This window comes from Janthinobacterium sp. JF4 (assembly GCF_059617925.1).
The window spans coordinates 220107-233417 of the sequence record NZ_JCAQAV010000001.1 but is presented as its reverse complement, the minus strand read 5'-3'; the positions used below and the strand labels follow the sequence as shown (position 1 = coordinate 233417).

General features: G+C 62.3%; 10 protein-coding genes and 1 tRNA gene. 6 read left to right on the top strand and 5 right to left on the bottom strand.

The window, feature by feature from the left end; genetic code table 11:
• Positions 1–5: 5 nt before the first annotated feature.
• From tig to AC54AF_RS00915, 4 genes are all read right to left on the bottom strand, one after another.
• Positions 6–1346, bottom strand: coding sequence for a trigger factor (gene tig / locus AC54AF_RS00930; RefSeq protein WP_496634956.1), 1341 nt, complete (start codon positions 1344–1346; stop codon positions 6–8).
• Between the two features lie 724 nt (positions 1347–2070).
• Positions 2071–2153, bottom strand: a tRNA-Leu gene (locus AC54AF_RS00925).
• Between the two features lie 171 nt (positions 2154–2324).
• Positions 2325–5423, bottom strand: a complete 3099-nt coding sequence (locus AC54AF_RS00920) for an efflux RND transporter permease subunit (protein ID WP_496634653.1) — start codon at positions 5421–5423, stop codon at positions 2325–2327.
• Entirely contained in the window at positions 5420–6583 is a 1164-nt protein-coding gene (locus tag AC54AF_RS00915) for an efflux RND transporter periplasmic adaptor subunit (protein WP_496634651.1), read from the bottom strand. The genes AC54AF_RS00920 and AC54AF_RS00915 overlap by 4 nt, the downstream gene beginning before the upstream one ends.
• A gap of 291 nt (positions 6584–6874) precedes the next feature.
• On the opposite strand from AC54AF_RS00915, the gene hpnC reads away from it, so the two are divergent.
• From hpnC to AC54AF_RS00885, 6 genes are all read left to right on the top strand, one after another.
• Entirely contained in the window at positions 6875–7756 is an 882-nt protein-coding gene (gene hpnC / locus AC54AF_RS00910; RefSeq protein ID WP_496634649.1) for a squalene synthase HpnC, read from the top strand.
• Positions 7757–7802: 46 nt separating this feature from the next.
• Positions 7803–8636 (top strand): presqualene diphosphate synthase HpnD, encoded by an 834-nt coding sequence (gene hpnD / locus AC54AF_RS00905; RefSeq protein WP_496634954.1) that lies wholly within the window; start codon positions 7803–7805, stop codon positions 8634–8636.
• Positions 8629–9996 (top strand): hydroxysqualene dehydroxylase HpnE, encoded by a 1368-nt coding sequence (hpnE, locus tag AC54AF_RS00900; RefSeq protein ID WP_496634647.1) that lies wholly within the window; start codon positions 8629–8631, stop codon positions 9994–9996. Before hpnD ends, hpnE begins: the two co-directional genes overlap by 8 nt.
• A 130-nt stretch (positions 9997–10126) precedes the next feature.
• A complete protein-coding gene (locus AC54AF_RS00895) occupies positions 10127–10282 on the top strand; it encodes a hypothetical protein (protein WP_496634645.1) in 156 nt (51 codons plus the stop codon).
• A 28-nt stretch (positions 10283–10310) separates the two neighbouring features.
• Entirely contained in the window at positions 10311–11099 is a 789-nt protein-coding gene (locus tag AC54AF_RS00890; RefSeq protein WP_496634643.1) for a DUF1700 domain-containing protein, read from the top strand.
• Positions 11100–11114: 15 nt separating this feature from the next.
• Positions 11115–11921: a head GIN domain-containing protein gene (locus tag AC54AF_RS00885; RefSeq protein ID WP_496634641.1), complete on the top strand. Its 807-nt coding sequence runs from the start codon at positions 11115–11117 to the stop codon at positions 11919–11921.
• On the opposite strand, the gene AC54AF_RS00880 is transcribed toward AC54AF_RS00885, so the two are convergent.
• Entirely contained in the window at positions 11918–13171 is a 1254-nt protein-coding gene (locus tag AC54AF_RS00880; RefSeq protein ID WP_496634639.1) for a TIGR03862 family flavoprotein, read from the bottom strand. The two genes, AC54AF_RS00885 and AC54AF_RS00880, sit on opposite strands and share 4 nt — an antisense overlap.
• Between the last annotated feature and the right edge of the window lie 140 nt (positions 13172–13311).

Sequence of the window (13311 nt, the reverse complement as noted above, 5' to 3'; positions counted from 1 at the left end):
CTGGTTTACGCTTGTGCGTTGCTTCCCATCAGTTCGTCGAAAGCAACTGCTTTCGTCGTGACTTTCGACAGGCCCAACACGTAAGTGACGACGTTTTCTTCCAATACAAGGGCTTCGATCTCACCCAGACGACGACGGTCGCTGTAGTAGTACTTCAGCACTTCGCGTGGATCTTCGTAGCTTTGGGCGAAATCTTCGATTTGCGCCTTGACTTGCTCAGGCGTTGCCTGCAGATTGTTGTCGCCCACCAGTTGCGACAGGATCAGGCCCAGGCGTACGCGACGCTCGGCTTTTTCTGCGAACAGTTCTGCTGGGAAAGGTACGTCCTTGACGTTCATGCCGCGCTGCGCCATGTCTTGACGGGTCATTTCGGCCAGGCGCTCGGAATCCTGAGCGATCAGCGTTTTGGGCACTTCCAGCTCAGCAACTTTGATCAGCGCGTCCATGACGGCTTCCTTGTTGCGTGCTTTCACGCGGCCAGCGACTTCACGTTGCAGGTTGACTTTGATGTCTTCGCGCATTTTGGCCAGGTCGCCATCGGCAACGCCCAGCGATTTGGCGAATTCGGCATCGACTTCCGGCAGGTGCGCCCATTCCAGCTTTTGCAGCGTGATGGTGAACGAAGCGGTTTTGCCAGCCACGTCCTTGCCATGGTAGTCCTCAGGGAACGACAATGGGAAAGTCTTGGACTCGCCCACTTTCAGGCCCAGGGTCGCTGCTTCGAATTCTGGCAGCATGCGGCCTTCGCCCAGCACGAAAGCGTAGCCTTCAGCTTTGCCGCCTGGGAATTCAACGCCGTCGATAGCACCGACGAAGTCGACGGTCACGCGGTCGCCGTTGGCAGCGATCGGCTCACCGCCGTCGCCGTGTTCCCCAGCTTCGCCCTTGGTGTGGAAGTGCACGCGCTGCTTGCGCAGGATGTCGATGGTCTTGTCGATTTCGGCTTCCGACACGTCGGCTTGCACAGTTTCGATTTCAACGGCCGTCAGGTCGCCGATGGCGACTTCCGGATACACTTCGAAGGTTGCGTCGAAAGCCAGCTGGCCTTCGCCTGCTTCTTCTTTCGGCACGATGTTCGGGAAACCGGCCACGCGCAGATTGTTTTCGTTGGCGGCGTCGTTGAACGCGCGGCCGACTTTATCATTCAGCACTTCCGATTCAATTTGGTAGCCGTATTGTGCTGCGACCATTTTCAACGGCACTTTGCCCGGACGGAAGCCCGGTGCCTTAGCCGTACGGGCTTGCACTTTCAAGCGCTTCTCAACTTCCGTGCGGACGTCCGTCAGCGGGAAGGAGATCGTGATACGACGTTCGAGTTTGCCCAAGGTTTCGACTGCAGTTGCCATGTAAAAAATCGTCCAAAAAATAAACACTGTTGGTGCGAGAAAAGAAGACCCGACCCCTTGCGCCATCACTGGCGGCAAGACATGGGTCCAGCTTCACTCGCTCGCATATTCATCTGTAAAAGTACTGCAAACAGGACAATGGACCTGGTCTACCCGGCTGAGGGAGAACCCGCACCAGGCACCAAACAATCCGCCGCTTCCAGTACTGCGACAGGGCTCCGAGCGTCCAGCCTTGCTTCTAAGTAAATGCAGGGCCGGCCATCATTCGGTAAAGCGTGGCATTATAACAAAGGACTTCGGGAAAGTGGCTGGCTTTGCAGCCCGGCCACAGAGGATACCAGCGGCGGCGAACCAGTCGCCACAGCCTGGGGGTGCCCTGTCTTTACTCTTGCCCCGGCATTCTTTATTTCGCCAGAGACAGGCTTTCCAGCCTGCTTCGTTCATTAGTATATGCGAACTGGCGCCCCGTCCGAAACAAAGAAATGCGCTCACAGCGAAGATTTCGGCCAAAAAACCTTTGATTTACCTCAATTTGGCCATTTTTCAGGCAAATCTCTGTCCGAGCCCTGCCCCGCCGCCCGGTCTCTGGTAAAAAATAGCGCAAACAAAGGCATTCCGAATGACGGAAAGACAGGCAAGGCAAGTGGAAAACAGGAAAGACGCCTGCAACGAGGCTGAAGAACAACTTGATGGCGCTGCACCTCCGGGCTGGAACAACCCGGATTGGTGCGGATGGGGAGACTCGAACTCCCAAGCCGAAGCACTGGCTTCTAAGACCAGCGTGTCTACCAATTCCACCACATCCGCATTTTTTACTACCGTACTGCTTGCCACAGGCTGCTCCTGATTTTAACAACTCGGGAGCGATCTGGCTACCGCGGACTAAACGAGCAAGCCCTCGGTAAAGCAAAGGCGGCATTCTACTGGATTTCCCAGAGGAATGCCGCCTTTTTTATGCCAGCACCCTGGCGCTGGCTGCTAGCCTTCTTTTGCGCTCACCGGCGCCGGCTTCTTGACCCGGAACCACGCCGCATACAGCGCCGGCAGGAACAGCAAGGTCAAGGCCGTCGCCAGGATCAGGCCGCCCATGATGGCGACGGCCATCGGCCCCCAGAACACGGAGCGCGACAGGGGGATCATGGCCAGCGCGGCGGCTGCCGCCGTCAGCACGATGGGGCGGCAGCGGCGCACGGCCGAGTCGATGATGGCGTCCCATGGGGCCGAACCATCGTTGATGTCTTGCTCGATCTGGTCGACCAGGATCACCGAGTTGCGGATGATCATGCCGAACAGCGCGATGATGCCCAGGTTGGCGACGAAGCCCAGCGGACGGTGCAGCAGCAGCAAGGCAAAGGCAGCGCCCGCCACGCCCAGCGGCCCCGTCAGGAACACCAGCAGGGAACGCGAGAAACTGTGCAGCTGCAGCATCAGCAAGGTGAAGATAATGAAGATGGCCAGCGGCAGATTGGTCGCAATCGACGCCTCCGCCTCGCCGCTGTCGGCCGCGACACCTTTCACGGTGATGCGGTAGCCGTCCGGCATCTTGGCCCGCAAGGCGTCGAGCTGCGGCGCCAGCTGCGTCGAGACGGTAGCACCCTGGATGCCGTCGACCACGTCCGACTGCACGGTAATGGCCCATTCGCGCTTGTCGCGCCAGACGACACCCGGTTCCCACACGAAATGCGCGCGGGCCAGCTGCGAGATGGGCACGGACTTGCCCGTGGCCGTCGGGATATTCGTATCATTCAGCACGGAAATCGTCGCCCGCTCTTCCAGGGGCTGGCGCACCTGGATATCGATCAGCTTATTGTCTTCGCGGAACTGGCCGATGACCGTGCCCGACAGAATCGTATTGGCCGCCTGCATCACCGTTTTCGAAGTGACGCCCAGCGCGCGCATCTTGTCCTGGTCCAGGTCCAGACGCAATACTTTCACCGATTCATTCCAGTTGTCGTTGACGCCCAGCGTGTTCGGATTGGCGCGCAGGATATCCTTGACCTGGTCGGCGATGGCCCGCACACCGGCCACTTCCGGTCCCGTGACGCGAAATTGCACGGGATACGGCACGGGCGGTCCGTTCGGCAACAGTTTTACGCGGCCTCGTACTTCCGGGAAATCCTTCTTGAAGACATCGACGATTTGCTGGCGCAAGCGTTCACGGTCGGCCAGGCTCTTCGGCAAGACCACCACTTGCGACACATTCGTCTGCGGGAAGATCTGGTCCAGCGGCAGATAGAAACGGGGGCTGCCCGTGCCCACATAGCTGGTAACGCTTTCCACACCGTCGAGCTTGCCGACGAAGGCTTCGAATTTCTTCACCTGTTGTTCGTTCGCCGCAAAGGTCGTGCCTTCGGGCGACCACAGCTCCACCATCAGCTCGGGACGGCTGGAATCGGGGAAGAATTGCTTTTCGATAAAGTTAAAGCCGTAGATACCCAGCGCAAAGATGGCCATGGTGGCGGCGATCGTCGTCTTGCGCCATTCCACGCACCAGGTGACGGCGCGGCGGAAGCGGCGGAAGTTTGGCGTATCGAACAATTCATGGTCGTTGTGCGCGTGCGGTTTCACTTTCAGCAAGACGTAGCCGATGTAGGGCGTGAAGACGACGGCCACCACCCACGAGATGATCAGGGCCAGCGCATTGACGGAGAACAGGGAAAACGTGTATTCACCGGCGGCCGACTTGGCCAGGCCGATGGGCAGGAAGCCCGCCACCGTGATCAGGGTGCCCGTCAGCATGGGCATGGCCGTCGACGTGTAGGCGAAGGTGGCCGCGTCGAAGCGCGACATGCCCTCTTCCATCTTGCGCACCATCATCTCGACGGCAATGATGGCGTCATCGACGAGCAAGCCCAGCGCGATGATCAGGGCGCCCAGCGAAATCTTGTGCAAGTCGATGTCGAGCAGGCGCATGAACAGGAAGGTGACGGCCAGCACCAGGGGGATGGTCAGCGCCACCACCAGGCCCGGGCGCACGTCGATGCGCAGCGGCTTCGTGTGCAAGCCCAGCGCGACGAAGCTGACGGCCAGCACGATCAGGATGGCTTCGATCAAGGTATGCACGAACTCGCCCACGGAGGCGGACACGGCTTCCGGCTGGTTCGACACGCGCTGCAGTTCTATGCCGACCGGCAATTCACTCTTCATGCGCGTGACGGTCGCCTGCAAGGCCTTGCCCATGTCGATGATGTTGCCGCCCTTTTCCATCGACACGCCCAGGCCAATTACTTCCTTGCCGTTGAAACGCATCTTGTCCTTGGGCGGATCGACGAATTCGCGTTTCACGGTGGCAAAATCGCCGAGGCGGAAGGTGGTGCCGTTGGCGCGCAGCTCCAGGTTTTCCAGGTCCTTGACGGTCACCATGGCGCCCGTCACGCGTACTTGCAGATTGTCCGTCGGCGTCACCAGCACGCCGGTGGCGCTGATGCTGTTTTGCGCGGACAGTTGCTGCACGATGGCGTCGAAAGGAATGCCCAACTGGGCAAATTTCTTGTGCGAAAAGATGATATTGATCTTTTCATCCTGCACGCCGAACAGTTCCACCTTCGATACCTGTCCCACGGCCAGCAGTTCCTGGCGTACCTTGTCCGCGTAATCCTTCATTTCCGCGTACGTAAAACCGTCGCCGGACAGGGCAAAGATGGAACCATACGTGTCGCCGAACTCGTCATTGAAGAACGGGCCCACGACGCCGGCCGGCAAGGTGCCCTGGATGTCGCCGATCTTCTTGCGCACCTGGTACCAGGCGGCCGCCGTTTCCTTGGGCGGCGCCGATTCGCGCAGCTCCAGCAGGATCAAGGTTTCGCCCGGCTTCGAATAGCTGGTGATCTCGTCGATATACGGCGTTTCCTGCAGTTTCTTTTCCAGCTTGTCCGTCACCTGCTCGGCCATCTGCAAGGCCGTGGCGCCGGGCCAATAGGCTTGCAGCACCATGGCGCGGAAGGTGAACGGGGGATCTTCATCCTGGCCCAGGCTGGCGTAGCTGAGCATGCCGCCGATCAGCAGCACGGCCATCAGGTAGCGCGTCAGCGGGATGTGTTCGAGCGCCCAGCGCGACAGATTGAAGCCGCCCTTCATTTGGCCGCACCCACGCTGACGGGGGCAGCGGCCACATCAGGCTTGCTGGCCAGTTCGGCGCCGAGAATGGTCACTTTCTGGCCCGGCTTGAGCAGGTTCACGCCGGCCGTGACCACGGTCTGCCCCGCTTTCACGCCCGAGGTCAGCAGCAACTCATTGCCCGCCACGCCACCCACCGTCACCGGCACGAGCTTCACGGCGCCGTTTTCCACCACCCACACGGAGCTTTGCGATTTCTCGTTGAACAGGGCCGTCAACGGCACCTTGATCTGCGGCGTGGCCGTTTGCGAGGCGAACTGCACCACGGCCGTCATGCCCAGGCGTGCCTGCGGCGCGTCCGGGATGCTGACTTTGGCGATATAGGTGCGCGTGGCCGCATCGGCCACGGGCGACACTTCGCGTATCTTGCCCGGCAGCGCCTGCTTCGGGTCGGCCCACAGGCGCACCACCACATCCTTGACGCCGCGCAAGGTTTCCACCTTGTCTTCGGGAATGCCGATCACGACTTCCTTCTCGCCACTTTTGGCCACTTGCACCACAGGCGCGCCTGGCGCCACCACCTGCCCCACCTCGGCCTCGATGCGCGTGACGACGCCATCGACGTCGGCCAGCAAGCTGGCATAACCGGACTGGTTGGCCTGGCCCCGGTACAGGGCTTGCGCCGCTTCCACGTTCGCCTGCGCCGCCTTGTAGGTGGCATCCTTGCCATCGAGCACGGCCTGGCTGACGAAATTTTTCTCGCGCAAATCCTGGTAGCGCTTCAATTCCGCGCGCGCCAGGTCGCGGCTCGTTTCCGCGCTGACCAGTGACGCCTTGGCCTGCGCCTGCGACAGTTGCAAGTCGACAGGATCGAGCTGCATCAACACTTGCCCCTTCTTGACGCTGGCGCCCACGTCGACCTTGCGCGCGACGATCTTGCCGCCCACGCGAAAGCCCAGCTGCGATACGACGCGGGGCACGACCTCGCCCGACAGCTCGGCACTCACATCAACATTGCTGCTAGACAACACGATCGCGCGCACGGGGCGCACGTCTTCCACTTTGACGGCAGGCTTGGAACAGGCCGCCAGGGTCGTCGCCAGGGCGGCGGCGGCGATCAGCCGCAGGGCAGGAAGTGCGGAAGCGCCGGTCTCGCGGCGCAGGGTTTTCAGGGCAAACAAGGTATTTTCCTTTACTATGCGGGCTGTAATATTTTTATGCGGAGAAACTTTTTGCTTGTCCTTTGGGCCAAGCCAAACTTTTTCGCACGCGATATCCTTAAATTTGTGACAATATCAGCTTGGTCGTGGCGGGGATTCCTCTTCGCCTAATGACTTTCTGGTTATTAATTATAATCGTGCGTAAAAGTTTTTAGTGACTTATGCGTCATTAATCTTGAGGCGTACAACGCCCGGCCACATTCCAGCGTTTGAGGGGGGGCCGGACAAGCGCAAGACTAGAGAAGTGTGTTCATGCCTGTAGACCATTACGAAAATTTTCCTGTTGCATCATTTTTACTGCCGCGCCGCCTGGTGCCCGCCGTCGAAGCCATCTATGCCTTCGCCCGCAGCGCCGACGACCTGGCCGACGAAGGCGACGCCACGCCGGCCGAGCGCCTGGCAGCCCTGCACGCCTACGAAGAGGCGCTGGGCCGCATAGCCCGCCACGAAGGCCATGCCGGCGAGAACGCCGCCATGTTCGAACGCCTGGCCGCTGTCATCGCCAAACACCAGTTGCCGCTGAAGCCGTTTTACGATCTGTTGTCGGCCTTCAAGCAGGATGTGGAAACGACGCGCTACGCCAGCTATGACGACGTGCTCGATTACTGCGCCCGCTCGGCCAACCCCGTGGGGCTGCTGATGCTGCATTTGTATGGCGCAGCCGATGAACAGAATGTACGCGATTCCGATGCGATATGTTCAGCTTTGCAACTAATTAATTTCTTGCAAGACGTTGCCATCGACCAGCAAAAAGAGCGCATCTACCTGCCGATGGAAGACCTGACCCGCTTTGCCGTCTCCGCCGCCGCCTTCGAGCGGCCCGAAGCGCACGGCAAGTGGAGCGCCCTGATGCGCTTCGAAGTGGCCCGCACGCGCGCCCTGATGCTGTCCGGCGCGCCGCTGGCCCTGCGCCTGCGCGGGCGCATCGGCTGGGAACTGCGCCTGGTGGTGCAAGGGGGCTTGCGCATTCTCGAAGCCATCGAAGCCGTCAATTACGACGTGTTCCGGCGCCGGCCCAAGCTGGAGAAGCGCGACTGGCTGATCATTTTCTGGCGCGCCCTGCGCATGTCGCGCAAAAGCCTGCATCAAGAGACACAAGTAAAAACGGCTTTTCCCCCGTCGCCCACTCTGTAAGACGATAGAATAGCGGCTTCGATCTGCAACCCTTGCTCTTTTGACTATGTCTCCCGACGAATACTGCCAACAAAAGGCCGCCCAGAGCGGCTCCAGCTTCTACTACAGCTTCCTGTTCCTGCCTGCCGAACGCCGCAAGGCCATTACGGCCCTGTACGCTTTCTGCCGCGAAGTCGATGACACGGTCGATGAATGCACGGACGAAGCCGTGGCACGCACCAAGCTGGTCTGGTGGCGCAAGGAAGTCAAGGCCATGTACGAGGGCAATCCCACGCATCCCGTGATGCGCGCGCTGCAGCCGCACCTGGCCATCTATACACTGGAAGAAAAGCATTTGCAGGCCATCATCGACGGCATGGAAATGGACTTGAACCAGACCCGCTACCTCGATTACCAGGCCATGAGCCGCTATTGCTGGCACGTGGCCAGCGTGGTGGGCATCTTGTCGGCCAGCATCTTTGGCGCGACCCGCCCGGAAACCCTGCTGTACGCGGAAAAACTGGGCCACGCCTTCCAGCTGACCAACATCATCCGCGACGTGGGCGAAGATGCGCGCAAGGGGCGCATCTACCTGCCGATCAGCGAATTGCAGCAATTCAATGTCACGGCAGCGGACCTGCTGAACGCGCGCCACAGCGAGCACTTCGAAAACCTCATGCGTTTCCAGGTGGCGCGCGCGCAAACGGCGTACGACGACGCCTTCGCGCTCTTGCCAGCCGAGGACCGCCGCGCCCAGCGCCCCGGCCTGATCATGGCCGCCATCTACCGCACCCTGCTCAATGAAGTCGAGCGCGACGGCTACCACGTGCTGCAACAGCGCATCTCGCTCACGCCGATCCGCAAACTGTGGCTGGCCTGGAAGACCTGGGTTCGTGGCTAAGCATATCGTGAAGCAGCGCTACGCCGTCATCGGCGCCGGCTGGGCTGGCTGCGCGGCGGCCATGGAACTGGCGCGCGCCGGTCACGCGGTGAGCGTATTCGAGGCGGCGCGCACCCTGGGCGGACGCGCGCGGCGTGTCGAACGCGAAAGTACTGTGCTCGACAACGGCCAGCACATCCTGCTGGGCGCGTACACGGAAACCTTGCGCCTGATCAAGCTGGCGGGGCAAGACCCTGCAGACCTGATCCTCACCCTGCCCCTGCAGATGCGCTACCCGGCCGGCACTAAAGGCATGGACTTCATCGCGCCGCGCCTGCCCGCGCCGCTGCACCTGGCATGGGCCCTGCTGCGCGCCAAAGGTTTGCAGCGCGCCGACAAGCTGGCCCTGATGCGCTTTTCCACCGCCATGCGGACGATGGGCTGGCAACTGTACAACGATTGCACGGTCAGCGAATTGCTGCAGCGCTTCGACCAGACGGACCGCTTGAACCGGCTGATGTGGCATCCGCTGTGCCTGGCCGCGCTGAATACCCCGCCCGAGCGGGCCTCGGCCCGCGTCTTCATCAACGTGCTGCGCGACAGCCTGGGGGCGTCCCGCCGCCGCGCTTCCGACATGCTGATCCCGAAGGCAAACCTGAGTGCCCTGCTCCCCGACGCGGCGGCCCGCTATGTGGAACAGCATGGCGGCGCAGTACGCACGGGCGCCAAGGTTGCCGCCTTGCACGCCTTGCCCGATGGCCTCTGGCGGCTCGATGATGGGGAAAGCTTTGATGGCGTGATCGTCGCCACCTCATCCGTGCAGGCCGCCAGCCTGCTGCAAGGCTTGCACGACACACGCCTGGCCGACGTCATCAATCGCATGCAGGCGTTTACGCCGGAAGCCATCAGCACCTGCTACCTGCAATACAACGCCAGCGTGCGCCTGGACTTGCCGTTTTACGCGCTCGTCGATGCGCCAGAACAACAGCACTGGGGCCAGTTCGTCTTCGACCGGGGCCAGCTCGACAGCAACCAGGCGGGCTTGCTGGCCGTCGTCATCAGCGCCTCCGGCCTTGCCGCCGAGCAAGGCCACGGACCATTGGCGCAAGCCATCGCGGCGCAGCTGGCGCAGGTATTGCAGCGCCCAGCCCTGGCCCAGCCCGCCTGGACACAGCTGATCACGGAAAAGCGCGCCACCTTTGCCTGCATGCCGGATTTATTGCGCCCCGGCAACGCCAGCGGCGTGCCGGGCTTGCTGCTGGCGGGCGACTACACGGCCAATGATGACCGCACGCAAGACTATCCGGCCACCATCGAGGCGGCCGTGCGCAGCGGCGTGGCGGCGGCCAAGATGGTGAACACGGGCAAGGCGTCAAAATAAACTTGACGGTGCATCCTCCCCTGGTGTCGCTCGCCCCCGCGAAATTGCATTCTGTCGCACCGCGCTGGTGCGCCCGCGTGCGCTTGGGTACAGTCTGATCATCGACAACGGCCATGCCACGGGGAATACCATGCACACCACCTTGCACTTGAAAAACAGCTTGAAAGCCCTGGCGCTGCTGGCTGGCGTGGTGCTGGCCACCTTGATCGTGATTCACGGTCAGCAAACGCCTCCAGCGCCATTGATGCTGAGCCAGGCAAGCATGCTGCTGCCGGCCATGGGCTGAAGCGGAAAAACGGACGCACAGGAAGAATATGATGAACAAGCAAGATTATCTCGACTCTCTGCGGCGCGCGCTGGCCGGCTTGCCACCGGACCTGGTGGCCAAGACCCTCGATTATTACGAACAGACCTTCATCGAAGGCGCTGCGGCCGGCCGCAGCGAGCACGAGATCGCCGACGACCTGGGCGACCCGAAAAAAATCGCCCTCACCTTGCGCAGCAGCACCCACCGCCAGGCCTTCGAACAGAAGAAAACCCCCGTCAACCTGCTGCGCCTGCTCGTCTCGCTGGTGGGCCTGGCCATCTTCAACCTGTTCATGGTCGTGCCTGCCGCCGTCTACGCGGCCTTGCTGGCCACCCTGTATGCCGTCGGCCTGAGCTTTTACCTGGCCGGCATCGCCATCACGGCCAGCGGCTTGTCCGGCGCAAACGAACTGGTGCTCGATGGCCCGCTGCGCCACGTCTTCATCCAGGACGATGAAGGCGGCGAACGGCGCGAAACGCGCATCACCATCGGCGACACGGGCATCGAAATCGATCACCTGCCCGGCCCCTTGCAGAGTGACCCAGCCGAGTCCGAGCCCGGGGCGCCCGGCGCTTCCTCGCGCATGATGGAGCGGGCCGAAGCGCTGGCCGGTGGCGGCATCCGCATCTCCACCGACATGGACCGCGATGCGCGCACCACGCAAACCGTCTTCGGCGTGGGCATGCTGCTCGGCGGCATCGCCATCTTCCTGCTCAGTCTGGTCGTCACGCGCTATACCTTGATCGGCATCAAGCGCTACGTCGCCATGAATGTCTCCCTGCTCAAAGGTCACTAGAATAGAAAGGCTGTCATGAAACGCTTGCTCAAAGTTGGCCTGTCCATGCTCTTGCTGGCACTGGTCCTGATCGCCATGTCGTATGCGGCGCTGCGCGCCAAGGGGATCAGCAATCCCAGCAGCGCCGCCGGCCGCGCCGTGCGCAGCGAAACGCGCCCGGTTTCCGCCAATATCAACAGCATCGACCTGGCTGGCCCCATCGACCTGGTGCTGCGCCGCGGCGCCACGCCATCGCTGAAGGTCAGCGGCGAGCAGCGCTTGCTGGCCAACGTCGATACCACGGCCGATGGCACGACCCTGCATATCGGGCCGAAAGGCATGCTGTTCCACCATCGCCAGCCGCTGCAGGTGGAACTGGTGCTGCCCGCCCTCGTGCGCATGGAGGTGCACGGCAATGGCGACAGCAAGATCACGGGATTTTCCGGCGACAGTTTCATCCTGGAATTGACGGGATCGGGCGACGTCAGCTTCACGGGCCGCTACAAGCAGGTTGCCGCCACCGTCAACGGCAGCGGCGACCTCGATATCAATGCCGGCAACAGCGACAGCGTGGTGCTGGAAATGGTGGGCTCCGGGCGCATCGCCGCCAGCGGCAACACGAAATTCCTGCGCGCCGACCTGAGCGGTTCTGGCGACATCGATGCCGAGCACCTGGCGGCCGACAAGGCCAGCGTCAGCCTGCAAGGCTCGGGCCAGAGCACCGTCTTCGTGCGCGATGCCACCAACCTGACCCTGCGCGGCAGCGGCGACATCCACGTCCACGGCAACCCGCGCCAGCGCGAAACCCAGAAAAGCGGATCAGGCGAGATTACCTGGCATTAACTTTCGGCATTCACTTTCGCCTCCAGCCAGCTGACCGCCTGCTCCCCGGCCGCCTTGCCTTGCGCCAGGCAGGCCGTCAGCAGGTAGCCGCCGGTCGGCGCTTCCCAGTCCAGCATTTCGCCTGCCACGAACACGCCCGGCATGGCGCGCAGCATGCTGCCGTCGACGCCGTCGAAATCCACGCCGCCGGCGCTGCTGATGGCTTCATCGATGGGGCGCGGGCGCTTGAGCGTGACGGGCAGCAGCTTGATGGCGTCCGCCAGTTTGGCTTCGTCGGCGAAGTCGGCCGCGCTCAGGCATTCGCGCAGCAAGCCCGATTTCACGCCTTTTAGCCCCAGCCGGCTTTGCAGGTGGCTGGACATGGAACGGGCGCCACGGGGGCGCGTCACTTCCTCGAACACGCGTGCATGACTGTGATCGGGCGCCAGGTCGAGCCAGATGGTGGTGTGGCCCTCAACCGCGATCTGCTCGCGCAGCGCGGCCGACAGCGCATAAATCAGGCCGCCTTCGACGCCGCCCGCCGTGATGACGCACTGCCCCTGGCGCTTGACCGTCAAACCGTCGATGTCATGCGCCGTGATGGCCACCGTGGCCAGGTGCTCGCCCGCGTAACGGCTGCTGAAATGCTCGCTCCAGTCCACGTCGAAGCCGCAATTGGCCGGCGCCAGCGCTTGCACCGCCACGCCCTGCCCTTGCAGCAGCGGCACCCAGGCGCCATCGGAACCAAGCCGTGCCCAGCTGCCGCCACCGAGCGCCAGGATCACGGCATCAAAAGTGAAGCGGCGTTCGCCGTCCGGCGTGGCAAAGGCCAGCTGGCCGTCGCGCCAGCCCGTCCAGCGGTGCCGCATGTGAAATTGCACGCCCGCTTCGCGCAAGCGGTGCAGCCAGGCGCGCAGCAAGGGCGCGGCCTTCATGTCCGTCGGGAAGACGCGGTTCGAGGAGCCGACAAAGGTCTCCACGCCCAGGCCGTGCACCCAGTCGCGCACCTTTTGCGGGCCGAACTGGTCGAGCGCCGGTTTCACGCGGCTGGCCTGCCTGGCGTAGCGCGAGACAAAGGCCTGGTAGCCTTCCGCATGCGTGATATTCATGCCGCCGCGCCCGGCCAGCAGGAATTTGCGGCCGACGGACGGCATGGCGTCAAACAGCTCCACCCTGGCTCCCTGCTCGCTGGCCGCCTGCGCGGCCATCAGGCCGGCGGGGCCGCCGCCGATGACGGCGATGTGAAACGGAGGAAGGCTGGAATGGGTCATGGCAAGCTGGGGAGACGGTGAAAACCCCGGCATTTTAGTCGAGATCAGGCCCGGGGATGGCAAGAATGCCGAAAAATGATGCATACTGCGCGGACATGCTGCGGCGATCGGCACTTTGACTTCACGAGACAACGAGACGA